The sequence below is a fragment of the Ralstonia mojiangensis genome (assembly GCF_023955645.1).
In the GTDB taxonomy this organism is placed as follows: domain Bacteria; phylum Pseudomonadota; class Gammaproteobacteria; order Burkholderiales; family Burkholderiaceae; genus Ralstonia; species Ralstonia mojiangensis.
Genome location: NZ_JAMXHU010000005.1, coordinates 520,341 through 535,645, shown reverse-complemented (window position 1 = coordinate 535,645; position 15,305 = coordinate 520,341). Strand labels below are relative to the sequence as shown.

Annotated in this window: 13 protein-coding genes; 9 read left to right on the top strand and 4 right to left on the bottom strand. The window is 66.0% G+C overall.

Annotated features, from left to right (window positions below):
* Positions 1-36 precede the first annotated feature (36 nt).
* The 3 genes from NG898_RS22840 to NG898_RS22830 form a co-directional block, all read right to left on the bottom strand.
* Complete coding sequence (locus NG898_RS22840) at positions 37-960, bottom strand: amidohydrolase family protein (protein ID WP_252694559.1); 924 nt, start codon at positions 958-960, stop codon at positions 37-39.
* A gap of 28 nt (positions 961-988) precedes the next feature.
* A complete protein-coding gene (locus NG898_RS22835; protein WP_045202142.1) occupies positions 989-1,900 on the bottom strand; it encodes an amidohydrolase family protein in 912 nt (303 codons plus the stop codon).
* Between the two features lie 237 nt (positions 1,901-2,137).
* Complete coding sequence (locus tag NG898_RS22830) at positions 2,138-3,031, bottom strand: LysR family transcriptional regulator (protein WP_252694558.1); 894 nt, start codon at positions 3,029-3,031, stop codon at positions 2,138-2,140.
* A gap of 134 nt (positions 3,032-3,165) precedes the next feature.
* Here NG898_RS22830 and NG898_RS22825 point away from each other — a divergent pair, with 134 nt between their 5' ends.
* From NG898_RS22825 to NG898_RS22815, 3 genes are read left to right on the top strand one after another with little or no spacing between them, the layout of a single operon-like run.
* Complete coding sequence (locus NG898_RS22825) at positions 3,166-3,630, top strand: (2Fe-2S)-binding protein (RefSeq protein WP_252694557.1); 465 nt, start codon at positions 3,166-3,168, stop codon at positions 3,628-3,630.
* The gene (locus NG898_RS22820) at positions 3,627-5,831 is read left to right on the top strand and encodes a xanthine dehydrogenase family protein molybdopterin-binding subunit (RefSeq protein WP_252694556.1); all 2,205 of its coding nucleotides are present in this window, start codon (positions 3,627-3,629) and stop codon (positions 5,829-5,831) included. Before NG898_RS22825 ends, NG898_RS22820 begins: the two co-directional genes overlap by 4 nt.
* Before the next feature lie 8 nt (positions 5,832-5,839).
* Positions 5,840-6,769 carry a LysR family transcriptional regulator gene (locus NG898_RS22815; RefSeq protein ID WP_252694555.1) on the top strand — a complete coding sequence of 310 codons (930 nt, stop codon included), beginning with the start codon at positions 5,840-5,842 and terminating at the stop codon, positions 6,767-6,769.
* Here NG898_RS22815 and NG898_RS22810 read toward each other — a convergent pair.
* Positions 6,745-7,761, bottom strand: a complete 1,017-nt coding sequence (locus tag NG898_RS22810; protein ID WP_252694554.1) for an AraC family transcriptional regulator — start codon at positions 7,759-7,761, stop codon at positions 6,745-6,747. The genes NG898_RS22815 and NG898_RS22810 overlap by 25 nt on opposite strands.
* Positions 7,762-7,931: 170 nt before the next feature.
* Here NG898_RS22810 and NG898_RS22805 point away from each other — a divergent pair, with 170 nt between their 5' ends.
* From NG898_RS22805 to NG898_RS22780, 6 genes are all read left to right on the top strand, one after another.
* Positions 7,932-9,065 carry an acyl-CoA dehydrogenase gene (locus NG898_RS22805; RefSeq protein ID WP_024978310.1) on the top strand — a complete coding sequence of 378 codons (1,134 nt, stop codon included), beginning with the start codon at positions 7,932-7,934 and terminating at the stop codon, positions 9,063-9,065.
* Between the two features lie 61 nt (positions 9,066-9,126).
* Entirely contained in the window at positions 9,127-10,821 is a 1,695-nt protein-coding gene (locus tag NG898_RS22800) for an AMP-binding protein (protein WP_252694553.1), read from the top strand.
* 66 nt (positions 10,822-10,887) lie between these two features.
* On the top strand, positions 10,888-12,435 hold the full coding sequence (locus NG898_RS22795) for a CoA-acylating methylmalonate-semialdehyde dehydrogenase (RefSeq protein WP_252694552.1): 1,548 nt from the start codon (positions 10,888-10,890) through the stop codon (positions 12,433-12,435).
* A gap of 19 nt (positions 12,436-12,454) precedes the next feature.
* The gene (gene mmsB / locus NG898_RS22790) at positions 12,455-13,348 is read left to right on the top strand and encodes a 3-hydroxyisobutyrate dehydrogenase (RefSeq protein ID WP_252694551.1); all 894 of its coding nucleotides are present in this window, start codon (positions 12,455-12,457) and stop codon (positions 13,346-13,348) included.
* Positions 13,348-14,145, top strand: coding sequence for an enoyl-CoA hydratase (locus NG898_RS22785; RefSeq protein WP_252694550.1), 798 nt, complete (start codon positions 13,348-13,350; stop codon positions 14,143-14,145). Before mmsB ends, NG898_RS22785 begins: the two co-directional genes overlap by 1 nt.
* Positions 14,142-15,293, top strand: a complete 1,152-nt coding sequence (locus NG898_RS22780) for an enoyl-CoA hydratase/isomerase family protein (protein WP_252694549.1) — start codon at positions 14,142-14,144, stop codon at positions 15,291-15,293. Before NG898_RS22785 ends, NG898_RS22780 begins: the two co-directional genes overlap by 4 nt.
* Positions 15,294-15,305 lie beyond the last annotated feature (12 nt).

Here is a 15,305-nt window from a genome sequence, read left to right as displayed (position 1 = left end):
AACACCACAGTGGCGCGGCGCCCGCGGGATCGGCGCTCAGGCCGCTTCTGCTGTCTGGACGTAGGTCGACTTCAGGCGAAGCTCCGCCTCGGCCAGGTCCTTGGGCGGTTTGGTGGGCTCGATGCCGACCAGCCGCGCAATGTTGTTGCCCAGATAGTCTTCAAGGTGGTCTTCATCGATGCCCAACCCCTGCGGCGGCGCCGAGCACAGCACCTCCAGCTCCCGCAGCCACATGCCGGGTTCGTTGGGCGGCGAATCGGTGCCGAAGACGATCTTGTCGCGCGGCAGCTGCTTCGCAAACTCGACGATGCGCGACTGGAAGCACCAGCCCGATTCGCAGTACACATTGGGCGTGTCCATCGCCATCCAGAACGCTTCGAACGAGTAGTTGCCGCCGGTCTGGATACCGAAGTGGCCGATGATGAAGTTCACCATCGGGAACTCGCGGATGATCGGGTAGAACATCGTCGGGATGGTGTACGGGCCGTCGCCGGTGTGGATCAACACCACGATGTTGTACTTGGCGCAGACCTTCATGGCAGGGCGCAGCCAGTCCAGCGCGCGGTCAGGCCGGTAGCCGTGCATGTTGGCGTGCAGCTTGACCATCTTGAAGCCGTATTCCTTGATGTGGAATTCCAGCTCTGCCGCGCCGTTCTCCGGGCCCCAGCGCGGGTTGTAGGTGAAGTTGCCGATGAAGCGGTCCGGATACTTCTGCGTGAGTTCGGCGATGTACGCCATGTAGTCGCGAATGCCTTCGCGGCCACGGCGGTTGCCGTCGCGGTAGCCGGTGTTGCCCGGTGGCGGCTGGATGAAGCCCATGTCGATGCGGCGCGGCTTGCCGTTGATCATGTACGGGCCGTCCATCAGCTCGATCATGCGTTCGCCGTTGAACGGCGTGCCGGTGTGGCGCCAGGCCTCGTCGACGAGGTTGGTCGGGTGCAGATGGGTATCGATAATCATGTGTGCGCTCCGTGCGGTCTGCGGTGGCTCAGGCGGCAGCCAGCGCGAGCTGCGCTTCGGCTTCGGCCACGGTCTTGGGCGGACGGGTCGGCTCCAGGCCGATCATGCGGGCGATGTTGTTGCCCAGGTAATCCTCGAGCGTGTCTTCATCGAGGTTCAGGCCCTGCGGCGGGTCCATGCACAGCACTTCCAGCAGGCGCAGCCACATGCCGGGCTCGTTGGGCGGCGTGTCGGTGCCGAACAGGATCTTGTGCTTGGGCAGCACCTTGGCAAATTCGACGATGCGCGACTGCAGGCACCAGCCCGATTCGCAATACACGTTGGGCAGCTCCATCGCCCACTGCATCGGCTCGAACACGTAGACGCCGCCGGTCTGCACGCCGAAGTGCGCCATGATGAAATCGACGTTCGGGAAGCGCTTGATCATCGGGATCCATTCCGACGGAATGCTGTAGGGGCCGTCGCCCGTATGCAGCTTGACGGGCACGCCCAGCTCGGCGCATTTCTCGAACGCGGGCATCACCCAGTCCAGCGCGCGGTCCGGACGGTAGGCGTGCATGTTGGCCTGCATCTGGACCATCTTGAAACCGTGTTCCTTGACGTAGCGCTCGATGGCCTCCACGCCGTTCTGCACGCCGCAGCGCGGGTTGTAGACGAAGCACCCGATGAAACGGTCGGGGTACGTCTGCACCATCTTGAGCGTGTATGCCATGTAGGCGTCGATGGATTCGCGGCCCGAAAGCTCGCCGTCCGTCCACGTGTAGATGGTGTTGCCCTGGGGCGGCTGGATGAAGGCCTTGTCGATACGGCGCGGCTTGCCGTTGATCATGTAAGGGCCATCCATCATTTCGAGCAGGCGCTCGCCGGTAAAGGGGTCGCCGTCGTGCCACCACGCGAGGTCCACCAGGTCGGTGGGGTAGCAGCTGATGTCGATGATCATCGTTGGATCTCCTGATGACTGGGAGGAAGCGTGAGATGGCTTCCCGGTGAGGGCAGGCACGTGCGGCAGCGTGGCGCTTTGCTAGGCGTGTGCCTTCCCCTCGCCGGATCGCGTGATGCCGGATGCGTGCTGCTTGGGGCGCAGTATCGGAGTCGGGGCCGGGGGCCGGCCAATACTATTTGGCGGCGGTCTTGATACGTTGCCGATATCGGCAAGCGGCCGGAGGGAGAAGCGGCCTCAGCCGCCCAGCGTGTCGCGCGCGAGTTGTTGCACCGCGCTCACCACGGCCTGCGCACGTTGCCCCTGTCCGCGCTGCCAGACGGCATACAGGTTGTAGTGCGCGGGGATGGCGACGTCCGTCAGCGGGACGAGGCGCCGATGCTGCAGTGCATCGGCCGCCAGCAGCCCCCGCACGAGCGCCACGCCAATGCCGGCCTCAGCCGCGGCGACCATGTTCGCGGCGTTGTCGAATGCCGCCACCACGGCGGGTTCCAGCGGCTCCAGGCCGGCGGCGTCAAGCCATGGAATCCACGAGCGCCGCGTGTAGCCCAGCAGCGGCAGCGTCATCGCAGCCGACGGCGCCAGCGGCGCCTGCACGCCATGCCGCTCCAGCAGCGCGGGCGCCGCCACGGCGGTGACGAGGTCGCCACAGATCAGCGCCATCTCGCAGTCATCCCATTCGCCATAGCCGTAGCGCAGCGAGACATCCACGCGCTCGAACGACGGCCGCTCGCCGCGCGTGGTGGACAGGAACATGACCTGGAATCCGGGCAGCGCCGCCAGCAACTGCGGCAGCCGCGCATTGAGCCAACCCTGCGCCAGTTCGCTGTCGACATCGACGATGAGCGTTTGCGGCACGTGCCGGTTGCGCACCGAAGACAGCGCCCGGTCCACCTGCCCGAAGCCGTCGGTGAGCATGCTGGCAAAGAGCTGGCCCGCATCGGTCAGCACGATGCCGCCCGCCTCGCGCACAAACAGCGGCTGGCCGATGAACTCCTCGAGCGAGCGGATCTGCTGGCTGATCGCGCTGTGCGTCAGGTCCAGCTGCTGCGCGGCCTTGGTAAAGCTGCCGGTGCGCGCCGCCTGCAGGAAGGCATGCATCGACTGGATCGACGGATAACGCTTGTACATGGCGGCGGTGGGTGAGCTGTTAGTTCGACTTACACGGGCTAGCAGAAATCGTCGCTGGCGGGGTGCCCGTGCGCGGCTTCATATTGCAGCCAGGCGCGGCCGCATGAGACGGCCCGATTCTGGAGGAGACAATGATGACCGAGATTATGGTCAATGGCGCGCCCCACGCGCTTGACGCCGCCGATGCCGACATGCCCCTGCTCTGGGTGCTGCGCGATCGGCTCAAACTGACGGGCACCAAGTTCGGCTGCGGTGGCGGCTTCTGCGGGGCCTGCACGGTCCATCTGGATGGCGCACCGATCCGCGCATGCATCACGCCCGCATCGGCGGCGGCCGGCCACAGCGTCACCACCATCGAAGGGCTGTCAAAAGACGGCACGCACCCGCTGCAACGCGCCTGGGTGGCGGAAGACGTACCGCAGTGCGGCTACTGCCAGTCCGGGCAGATCATGTCTGCAGCCGCGTTGCTGGCGGCAGGCACGCCCGTTAACGACGAGGCCATTACGAATGCCATGGCGGGCAACGTCTGCCGCTGCGGCACCTACGGGCGCATCCGCCAGGCCATCAAGCGCGCCGCCGACGAGCGAGGCAAGGCATGAGCGCGCCGCGTGATTTGCATGCACCTTCGCGCCGCCGCTTCCTGCAACAGAGCGCGCTGCTGACGGCGGGGCTGGCCGTCGGCTGCCGCTTGCCCGATGCACTGGCCGCCGGCAAGGATGGCGCCGCGGGGGAATTCGAACCGAACGCCTGGGTGCGGGTGCTGGCCGACAACACCGTCAAGATCGTCGTCCACAAGCACGATTCCGGCACCGGCACGCAAACTGCGCTGGCCGCCTGCGTGGCCGAAGAGCTGGATGTGGACCCGATGCGTATTGCCGTCGTCACGCCGGAAGATCCGTTCTTCCAGGACTACATCCATCCAATCTGGAAGGTGTATTCCACAGGCGGCAGCACCAGCGTGTCGCTCGAATATGTGCGTCTGCGGCAAGCCGGCGCCACAGCGCGCGCGGTGCTTGTGAGCGCGGCGGCGCAACGCTGGGGCGTGGCCGCCGCCAACTGCAGCACGGCCGGCGGCACCGTCATCTGCAACGACGGCCGCAAGGCCACCTACGGCGAATTGGCCGATGCGGCGGGCCGTCTGCCTGCGCCTGCCAACGTGACGTTGAAGGATTCGGCGGACTTCAAGTACATCGGCAAGCTGCGGCACAAACGCGATGCGCTGGCCAAGGCCACAGGCCGGTTCCAATACGGCATCGATGTGTCGTTGCCGGGCATGCTGGTGGCGGTGGTGCAGCGTGCGCCAATGCCGGGTGCACGCGTGCGCCGCATCGACAGCGCCGAGGCGTTGAAGGTGCGCGGCGTGCGTCAGGTCATCACGATTCCGATGCGGCCCGATGTGCTCGGCGGTAACCAGGAAGGCGTGGCCGTGCTGGGGGATGACTACTGGGCCGCCAACAAAGGACGCGCCGCCCTCAAGGTGGAATGGGACGACAGCGCCTTCGCCGATTTCGACAGCGGCCATGTTGCCCAGCACCAGGCCGCCTGGCTCGCCAGTGGCAAGGCGCGCGTTGTGCACACCGTGCAGACCGGCAACACGGACGTGGCGATGGCCCACGGCGCCAAGCGCATCGATGCGGCATATCGCATGCCGTACAAGCAGCAGAATCCGCTGGAACCGGTCAACATCACTGCGTGGTTTAAGGACGGCGCCATTCAATACTGGGGCGGCATCCAGGTGCCATCCACCGCGATGGAAGCTGCCGAGGTGATCTGCGGCGTGCCGCGCGACAAGGTGGTGCTGCACGAGATGGTGTCGGGCGGCAGCTTTGGTGCGCGCGAGAGCAAATACTGGCTGTTCGAGGCGAGCTACCTTGCCAAGAGGACCGGCGTGCCGATCAAGCTGATGAACAGCCGCGAAGACGAGATGCGCGCGCTGTACGGCCACCCCGCCACGTATCACCGCCTCGAAGGCGCGCTTGATGCGCAGGGCCGGCTCGATGCGCTGCGTATTCGCGCTGTGTCCCCCGCCTCGCCCGAACAATGGGAGCCGGGCTACTTCGACCGCCCCGACCGCATGGATTACAGCACCACCGAGGCCATCTCGAAGTGGGATTTTCCATATCGCGCCAACCACATGGACATTGGCTGGGTGCGGCACGAAACGGGCATCCCGACGGGCTGGTACCGCGCCGTCAGCTTCATCCCCAACGTCTTCGCCACCGAGAGCTTTATGGACGAGATGGCTGCGGCGGCCCGACGTGATCCAGTTGATTTCCGCGTCGCTCACATGGTCGATCGGCCCCGGCATGTCGACGTGCTGCGCACTGCCGCCCAGCGTGCCGGGTGGGGGAAGGTTGCTCACGCACACGCACTCGGCGTCGCCACGCATCAGGCGTATGACAGCTACATCGCCGTGGTGGCGCAGGTGGCGCGCAAGGACGGCCGCGTCGTTGTCGAAAAGCTCACCTGCGTGGCCGACGTTGGCCTTGCGGTCTCGCGCACCGGCGTGGAGGAGCAGCTGTACGGCGGCCTGATGTGGGGCCTCGGCCATGCCCTGTTCGATCGCGTCGACATCCAGGGCGGCGCGGTTCAGCAAAGCAATTTCCATGATTACCCGGTGATGCGCATGTCGGACATGCCCGCCATCGATATCGTCATCATCGATGGCAACCGCGACAAGCCGGGTGGCGTGGGCGAGCTGGCCAACCCGCCGGTGGCACCGGCCATCGCCAATGCCATCTTCCGGCTGACCGGCAAGCGCCAGCGCGAGACGCCGTTCAACTTCGACCTGAAGGCGTAGCGCATACCGTGGACATCCGCCTGCTGCGCTACTTCTCGGTGCTGGCCGACGAGCTGCACTTCGGGCGGGCGGCAGCGCGCCTGTTCATGTCGCAGCCGCCGCTGAGCCAGCAGATCCGGCTGCTGGAAGACGAGATCGGCACGCCGCTGTTTGTGCGCAGCCACCACCGCGTAGAACTGACGGCGGCCGGCCGCACGCTCAAGGAGCAGGCGCCGCTGGTGTTTGCGCAGCTCAACCGCGCGCTGGATCTCACGCGACAGGCGGGGCGTGGCCAGGTGGGCGAGCTGGAAATCGGCATGATCAGCTCGGTGATGGTGGGGCTGTTACCGGAGGCGCTGCGCCAGTTTCGCGAGCGCTACCCCGGCGTTGAGTGGCGCCTGCAAGAGATGACGCCCGCCGCGCAGGTGGCTGCGCTCAAGGAGCGCCGCATCGACGCATGCATCTTCCGGCTGGGCCACGAAGACCCCGCCGTGCGCAGCGAGCTGCTGCAGCACGAGCCGATCGTGATGGCGTTGCCCGCCACGCACCGCCTGGCCGGGCACACCAGCCTGGCCCTCGGCGACTTTGCCGGCGAGCCGTTTGTTGCGTTTGAATCCAAGCGATCGCGCTTTGCCGATCACTTGCTGCATCTGTGCATCCAGGCCGGCTTTGCGCCGCTCGTGCGCCAACAGGTGACCGAAGTGCAGACGCTGTTGGCGCTGGTGAGCGCGGGCTTTGGTGTGGCGCTGCTGCCGGGCTCGACGGCGAACCTGGCGCCGCCCGGTGTGGTCTTCCGCCCGCTGGAGCCGGCGCTGCCTGCTGTGCCGCTGTACGTTCACTATCGTGTGGACGATCACTCGCCGGTGCTCAAGGCCTTTCTGGAGACGCTGCGGGAAGTGAGCGGCACGAGCGAAGGCGCCGTCGCTGCGCAGCCTCAGTCTGCGCCGGCCAGCCGATAGTCCGTCGGCCGCATGCCCGTCCATTTGCGGAAGGCGCGGTGGAAGGCGCTCGGTTCCGCAAAGCCCACAGCGATGGCAATGTCGGCGATCGTGCGGCGCGTGTCCTGCAACTGGCCGATGGCAATGTCACGCCGCAAGTCGTCTTTGATGGACTGATACGTGTGGCCTTCCAGCTTCAGGCGCCGGCGCATCGTCGCTTCGGCCACGTTCAGTTTGAGCGCCATCGCGTCAGACGCGGGCCAACTCGCAACCGGCAGGTTGCGCAGCGTCTTGCGCACGCGCGCTGCAAATGAATCCGGGTTGCGGTACTTGACGATGAAGTTGCCCGGCGCATCGCGCAGGAAGGTCTTGATGGACGCTGCCGTCTGGATGACGGGCAGCTCCAGGAAAGCAGGCGAAAGATCGACGAACGACGCATCGTGCTTGAACGCCATGTCGTCGCAGAACATCAGGCGATATTCCTGCGCGTCTTGCGGCGCCGCACAACGGAAGCGCGCGGCAATGAACGGAATGCGCCGTCCCACCAGCCAGCACACCAAGCCGTAGACCATGATGAGCCACGTGGCGTAGGTGAACATCGGCGGCACCCGCGTGCCCTTGCGGTGCACAAAGACGAGACGCACACGCTGATCGTCTTCTTCAACGCGCACATGCAGGTCATCCAGCACCAGCCGCAGAAAACCGACGGCCCGCGCCAGCGCCTGCCGGCCGGTGCGCGCAGTGAGCGCGGCCTGCGTCATCGCTACGAAGCTGCCCCAGCGCATGGGGTGCGCATCCTGCCCGAAGAACTCATCGTCCATGGCTTGCGCAATGCCGGCCCACAGCGCGCCGTACTGCGCGGACGACACACGGCTGCGCGGTTGCGCCAGCATCTGCGGCGTGATGCCCGCAGCCGCCATGATGGGTTGCATGTCTACGCCGTGCGCGCGCGCACGTGTCACGGCCTCGTTGACGAGGCTGACAGAGACCGTTCCTTTCTCGTTGTTTTTCATCGGTATGGCAAATCCGCTCACGCAAGTTGATCGTGACGGGCATCGAAGCCGCCCAGCCGCGTGCCTACACTTTTCCCCACCGAACCCAAGCGCCGCGGGCTGCACAGTGTAAGGCGCCTGCACAGGCAGCGTCACGCGGCCCCGGTCAGCAAACAAGCAAGAGCCAAGCGATGGACGACTTCTATACCGAAGAGCAGCGGATGATCCACGACGCTGCACGCGACTTTGCCACCGAGCGCCTGGCGCCCAACGCCGCGCAGTGGGACCGCGATGCTGCACTGCCGGATGACGTGGTGCGCGAGATGGGCGAGCTGGGCCTGCTGGGCATGATTGTGCCGGCGGAGTGGGGTGGTTCGTACACCGATTACGTGGCCTATGCGCTTGCATTGGAAGAGGTGGCCGCCGGGTGCGCTGCCAGCGCGACGATGATGAGCGTGCACAACTCGGTCGGCTGCGGCCCCATCCTGAAGTTCGGCACCGAGGCGCAGAAAGCGCGTTACCTGCCGGATCTGGCCACCGGCCGCGCGATCGGCGCGTTCTGCCTCACCGAGCCGCACGCCGGCTCCGAAGCCAACAACCTGCGCACCCGCGCCGTGCTGCGCGATGGCAAGTGGGTGCTCAACGGCAACAAGCAATTCGTGACCAACGGCGCGCGGGCGGACATCGCCATCGTGTTTGCCGTGACCGATCCGGAAGCCGGCAAGCGCGGCATTTCGGCCTTCATCGTGCCGACCGACACGCCAGGCTTTCATGTTGGGCGGCCCGAACACAAGCTCGGCATTCGCGCGTCGGACACCTGCCCGATCACGCTCGAAGACTGCGCCGTGCCCGAAGAGAATCTGCTGGGCGAGCGCGGCGAAGGCCTGAAGATCGCGCTGTCGAACCTGGAAGGCGGGCGCATCGGCATTGCCGCGCAAGCGGTGGGCATTGCCCGCGCCGCGTTCGATGCCGCGCGCAACTACGCCAATGAGCGCATCCAGTTCGGCAAGGCGCTGCGCGAGCACCAGACCATCGCCAACATGCTGGCCGACATGGCCACGCGCTTGAATGCGGCGCGCTTGCTCGTTCACCATGCGGCGCGCCTGCGCAGCGCAGACAAGCCATGCCTGTCGGAGGCCTCGCAGGCCAAGCTCTATGCGTCAGAACTGGCCGAGGAGATTTGCTCCAACGCCATCCAGATCCACGGCGGCTACGGCTACCTGGCCGACTACGCCGTCGAGCGTCACTACCGCGATGCACGCATTACCCAGATCTACGAAGGCACCAGCGAAGTCCAGCGGATGGTGATCGCGCGGCACGTCTAGCACGCACCGCGCACATCGACCGAACACGAAAGAGCGCAAACGCGCCGACCAGGAGACGACGATGAACGAAGCGGTATCTGCAGCACAGGGTTTTGTGGAAGCGCGCGATTTTCTGCTGCGCCATCGCACCGACTACGACCGCGCGTATCGCGAGTTTGCGTGGCCGAAGCTGGATACGTTCAACTGGGCGCTCGATTACTTCGATGTGATGGCGCGCGGCAACGACAACCCGGCGCTGTGGATCGTCGATGACCCGCAAAGCGGCGGGTTGAAGCTTTCGTTTGCGCAGATGTCGGAGCGCTCGTCGCGCATGGCGAATTTCCTGCGCGGGCTGGGCATCGTGCGTGGTGACCGTCTGCTGCTGATGCTGCCGAACCGCGTCGAACTGTGGGACGTGATGCTCGCGGCGATGAAGCTGGGTGCGGTGGTGCTGCCGGCCACGACGCAGCTTTCACCGGATGACGTGCGCGACCGCGTGGAACTCGGTGGCGCGAACTGCGTGGTCGTCGACGCGGCGGAGTTGCACAAGTTCGACAGTGTCGATGCGAGCGTCAAGCGCATCGCCGTGGGTGCGCAGCGCGAAGGGTGGATCGACCTGGCAGCAGGCTACGACGCACCTGCGCAGTTCACCCCCGACGGCCCGACCAAGGCGACCGACCCGTTGCTGCTGTACTTCACCTCGGGCACCACGTCCAAGCCGAAGCTGGTGGAACACACGCACCAGAGCTATCCGGTCGGCCACTTGTCGACCATGTACTGGATCGGCCTGCAACCCGGAGGCATCCACTGGAACATCAGTTCGCCCGGCTGGGCCAAGCATGCCTGGAGCTGCTTCTTCGCCCCGTGGAATGCCCAGGCTTGCGTGTTCGTTTACAACTACGCGCGCTTCGTGCCCAAGGACACGCTGGACGTGCTGGTGCGCTTTAACGTGACCACGCTGTGCGCGCCGCCCACCGTGTGGCGCATGCTGGTGCAGGAGCCGCTGGCGGAGTACGCCGTCAAGCTGCGCGAGATCGTCGGTGCGGGCGAGCCGCTGAACCCCGAGATCATCGAGCGCGTGCGCAGCGCCTGGGGCGTGACCATTCGCGACGGCTTTGGCCAGACCGAGACCACCTGCCAGATCGGCAACACGCCGGGGCAGCCGGTCGTGCCCGGTTCGGTCGGGCGCCCGCTGCCGGGCTACCGCGTGGAGCTGGTCGACCACGACGATCAGCCGGCCAGCGAAGGCGAAATCGTGCTGCCGCTCTCACACCGCCCGCTCGGCCTGATGCAGGGTTACGCCAACAACGCAAAGGCCACCGCCGAGGCAATGCGCAATGGCTATTACCACACCTCCGACGTGGCGATGCGCCGCGACGACGGCTACTTCGTCTACGTGGGCCGCACCGATGACGTGTTCAAGTCATCCGACTATCGGCTGAGCCCCTTCGAGCTGGAAAGCGTGCTGATCGAGCACGAGGCCATTGCCGAGGCCGCCGTGGTGCCAAGTTCCGATCCGCTGCGCCTCTCCGTGCCAAAGGCGTTCGTGACCGTGCGGCAGGGCTACGAAGCCGGCCCTGAACTCGCACGCGCCGTGTTCCTCTTCTCCCGCGAAAAGCTCGCGCCGTACAAGCGCATCCGCCGACTGCAGTTCAGCGAGCTGCCCAAGACCATCTCGGGAAAGATCCGCCGCGTCGAACTGCGGCGGCTGGAGCTTGAACGCACGCCGCAACCGGCTCGCCTGCCCGGCGAGTACTGGGAAGAAGACTTCGCCTGATTTGCCCATTCCGCATTGAACCCGTTACCGCTACCGCAACCGATACCGATTCGCCAGGAGACCCCCATGAGCGCCGTTGCTTCCCTCGCTTCCGCCAAGCCTGCCGCACAGCAGGACACCCCGCCCACCGTCAAGCTGCTGATTGGCGGCGAGTTTGTCGAATCGCAGTCGAAGGAATGGCGCGACATCGTCAACCCGGCCACGCAGGAAGTGCTGGCACGCGTGCCGTTTGCCACGGCGGACGAAGTGGACGCGGCCATCCGCTCGGCGCACGCCGCGTTTGCCACGTGGAAGAACACGCCGGTCGGTGCGCGCATGCGCATCATGCTGAAGTTCCAGGCGCTGATTCGCGAGCACTCGCCGCGCATCGCCCGCACGCTCACGGCCGAGCAGGGCAAGACGCTGCCCGACGCCGAAGGCGACATCTTCCGCGGGCTGGAAGTGGTGGAGCACGCGTGTTCGGTGGGCTCGCTGCAGCAGGGCGAGTTTCTGGAGAACGTGGCCAGCGCGGTCGATACTTACACGCTGCGCCAGCCGATTGGCGTGTGTGCCGGCATTACGCCGTTCAACTTCCCGGCGATGATTCCGCTGTGGATGTTCCCGATGGCCATCGTGTGCGGCAACACGTTCGTGCTCAAGCCTTCGGAGCAGGACCCGCTGTCGACCATGCAACTGGTGGAGCTGGCGCTCGAAGCCGGCGTGCCGCCCGGCGTGCTGAATGTCGTGCACGGCGGCAAGGACGTGGTGGATGCACTGTGCACGCACGAACACGTAAAGGCGATTTCGTTTGTTGGCTCTACCGCAGTGGGCACCCATGTGTACCGCCTGGGCAGCGAGCACGGTAAGCGCGTGCAATCGATGATGGGCGCGAAGAACCACGCTGTGGTGCTGCCGGATGCCAACCGCGAGCAGGCGATCAATGCGCTGGTGGGCGCGGGCTTTGGCGCGGCTGGGCAGCGATGCATGGCGACGTCTGTGGTTGTGCTGGTGGGCGCGGCGCAGCAGTGGCTGCCGGACCTGGTGCAGAAAGCGAAGGCGCTCAAGGTGAACGCCGGTGTAGAGCCGGGAACCGACGTCGGCCCAGTCGTCTCGCGCGCGGCCAAGCAGCGCATCCTTGGTTTGATCGAGTCGGGCGTGCAGCAGGGCGCCACGCTGGCGCTCGACGGCCGCAATGTGCGTGTGGCCGGTTACGAAGACGGCAACTTCATCGGCCCGACGATCTTCACCGATGTGAAGACCGACATGGACATCTACACCAATGAGATCTTCGGCCCCGTGCTGCTGGTGCTGACTGTGCCCACGCTGGACGACGCCATCGCGCTGGTCAACGCCAACCCGTTCGGCAACGGTGTGGGACTGTTCACGCAGAGCGGCGCATCGGCACGCAAGTTCCAGAGCGAGATCGATGTCGGGCAGGTGGGTATCAACATTCCCATTCCGGTGCCCGTGCCGTACTTCAGCTTTACCGGCTCGCGCGGCTCCAAGCTGGGTGACCTGGGCCCGTACGGTAAGCAGGTCGTGCAGTTCTACACGCAAACGAAGACGGTAACGGCGCGCTGGTTTGACGACGCGGTCGATGCCGGCGGCGTGAATACCACCATCAGCCTGCGCTGATCGCACCCGGAGTGTTGTCATGAAAATCGCATTCATCGGCCTGGGTAACATGGGCGCCCCGATGGCGCACAACCTGCTCAAGGCGGGCCACGCGCTGACCGTCTTTGATCTGAACACGCAAGCAGTGGGTGCGCTGGTGGAAGCCGGTGCCATGGCCGCCGCGTCTCCCAAGGACGCCGCGACGGGCGCGGAAACCGTGATCACCATGCTGCCCGCCGCTGCGCACGTGCGCCACGTGCTGACGGCGGAAGACGGCGTGCTGGCGGGCATTGCCAAGGGCGTGCCCATCATCGATTCGAGCACCATCGACCCTGCGAGTGCGAAGGCCCTTGCAGCGCTGGCAGCCGAGCACGGCAACCCCTTCGTCGATGCGCCAGTCTCGGGTGGAACGGGCGGTGCCGCGGCAGGCACGTTGACCTTCATGGTGGGCGGCAGCGCGGCGGCGTTTGAGCAGGTGCGCCCTGTGCTTTCCGCCATGGGCAAGAACCTCGTGCATTGCGGCGACACCGGCGCGGGGCAAGGCGCGAAGATCTGCAACAACCTCGTGCTCGGCATCACGATGGCTGGCGTGGCCGAAGCCATGTCGCTGGGCGAGGCGCTCGGCATCGACCCGAAGGTGCTCGGCGGCATCATCAACACGTCGACGGGACGCTGCTGGAGTTCGGACACCTACAACCCGTTCCCGGGCGTGATCGAGACCGCGCCATCCTCGCGCGGCTACACGGGCGGCTTTGGCACCGACCTGATGCTCAAGGACCTGGGCCTGGCCGGTGATGCGGCAAAGTCGGTCCGCCAACCCCTCTACTTGGGTGCGCTGGCACAGCAGCTCTATCAAACCGCGAGCAGCAAGGGCGATGGCAAGCTGGATTTCTCCGCCGTCATCAAGCTGTATCGGAAAGACGGAGCGGCGTGATGATCGAACTGGAAACGCTGCATGAGGGCACCGTCGCGGTGCTGACGCTCAAGCGTCCGCCCGCCAATGCGTTCACGCCGGAAAGTCTGCTGCAACTGCAAGGCACCGTCGAGCGATTGAACGCCGATGCACGCGTGCGCGCCATCGTCGTCACCGGCGATGGGCCGAAGTTCTTCAGCGCGGGCGCCGACCTCAACACCTTTGCCGATGGCGACCGCGATGTGGCGCGCGAGGCCGCTGCACGTTTCGGTGCCGCATTCGAGGCGCTGCAGAACGCGCGCCCGGTGGTGATTGCGGCCATCAACGGTTTTGCGATGGGCGGCGGCCTGGAGTGCGCGCTTGCATGCGACATCCGCATCGCCGAAGCGCACGCCAAGCTGGCCGTGCCAGAGACGGCCGTCGGCCTGCTGTGCTGCGGTTGCGGCACACAGACGCTGCCATGGCTCGTGGGTGAGGGCTGGGCCAAGCGCATGATCCTGACGGGCGAGCGCGTCGATGCGCAGACCGCTTTGCGCATCGGCCTGGTGGAAGAGGTTGTGGAAACGGGGGCCGCGCGCGAAGCCGCCATCGCCATGGCGCTGCGTGTGACGACGTTGAGCCCGCAGGCCGTTACTTTCAGCAAGCAACTCATCCACCAGGCGCGCAATGGCGTGCCGCGCGGTGCAGCGCTGGCTGTGGAGCGCGAGCGCTTTGTCGATCTGTTTGACCACCCGGATCAGCGCGAAGGCGTGAACGCCTTCCTTGAGAAACGCCCGCCGCGCTGGCATTCCGCACACGAATCGGAGACGCTGCAATGAGTGCCGTCCAACGTCAGGCAACGCTGCCCGAGGCTGGCGCTGCCGAACCCGAGGTGTTGATGCGCGTGGTGAACCGCGTGGCCGTCATCACCTTGAACCGGCCGGCTGCCCTGAATGCGCTGTCGCACGGCATGGTGCGCCAGCTGGCGACGCTGCTGGAGCAATGTCGACACGACGATGGCATCGTCGCGCTGGTGCTGCGCGGTGCAGGCCAGAAAGGCTTCTGCGCTGGCGGCGATGTGCGCTCGCTCTATCAGCTTGCGCAGCAGGGCCGCATGGATGGCGACGACGGCTGGCTGCAGTTCTTCGTCGACGAATACCGGCTCGACTACGCGCTGCACCAGTTTCCGAAGCCCATCGTTGCGCTGATGGACGGCATCACCATGGGCGGCGGCATGGGCCTCGGGCAGGCCGCACGGCTGCGCGTCGTGACCGAGCGCACGAAGATGGCGATGCCCGAGACGCGAATCGGCTTTCTGCCCGACGTGGGCGCCACGCGCTTTTTGAGCGCGATGTCGCCCGAGCTTGAGCTGTATGTCGGGCTGACGGGCGTGACGCTGACGGGCGCCGACGCGCTGCATTGCCACCTCGCCGATGTGTGCGTGCCCGCCGAATGGCTGGCCTCGTTCGAAGACCGCCTGCAGCGCATGCCGCACGATGGCGACCTCATGCAGGCACTGCGCCGCGTGTTCGAACCGCCATGCAACGTCGTGCCGCACGCGCCGCTTGCACAGGCGACGCCGTGGGTGCTGCGCTATTTCGATCGCCGTTCGTCGGTCGATCGCGTTGTCGCCACGCTGCGCGAGAGCCTCGAGCGCGAGCAGGCCCGCGAGCCACGCCAATGGCTGCAGGCCACGCTTGACGCAATGACGTCACACTCGCCGACGATGCTGCACGTGACACGCGAAGCGCTGCTGCGTGGTCGGCAGCTGTCACTGGCCGAGTGCTTTCGGATGGAGTTGGGAATCGTGGCGCGCGGAATCCAGGACGGCGATTTCTGTGAAGGCGTGCGCGCGCATCTCGTAGACAAGGATCACCGGCCCGGCTGGGCGCCGGCAACGCTGCCGCAGGTGCGGCCGGAGCGGGTGCGGCATTTTCTGACGTCGCCTTGGCGGACGGAGGCGCATCCGTTGGCGGAGCTTGGTTGAGCCTGGCGATTG